Below are 532 nucleotides of genomic sequence, written 5' to 3' on the forward strand. Positions count from 1 at the left end.
ATCGTTGTCACTCCTTCACTAATGCGTTTTGCACCTGATAGACGTAGAGGCTGCACCCCTTCTCGGTACGCTTGCTGCTTGAGCACATCCAAGTTGGCATCGGCGGCGACCAATTTTTTTAACTCATTGGAGAGCGGCATAATCTCATAGAGCCCGACTCGACCTTGATAGCCAGTATGTCGACAGTGCTCACAGCCTTGCGCGGTATAAATCTGTGTGGGTACTGGCGCGCGCCAAGGTTGTACCAACTCTTGCCACTGAATGGCTATTTCGCTGTCTGGCGTCACCTCTACTGCTTTTTTACAATGCGGACATAGCGTCCGTAACAAGCGCTGTGCCATGACCCCTAATATAGTCGCTGACGTCAAAAAAGGTTGGATACCGAGATCATGCAAACGAGTGATGGAACTTGGTGCATCGTTGGTATGTAATGTCGAGAGCACCAAATGCCCCGTCAGTGAGGCTTGTACTGCCATATTTGCTGTTTCTGCATCCCGAATCTCTCCAACCATAATGATGTCGGGATCTTGAC

At 50.0% G+C, this 532-nt stretch carries 1 protein-coding gene; it reads right to left on the reverse strand.

Annotated elements, in window-relative coordinates:
- Positions 1-532, reverse strand: a 532-nt coding sequence (locus ACS8FC_RS20590; RefSeq protein WP_439298148.1) for a GspE/PulE family protein, incomplete at both ends; no start/stop codon positions are given.

This window comes from Psychrobacter sp. 1Y4 (genome assembly GCF_051847555.1).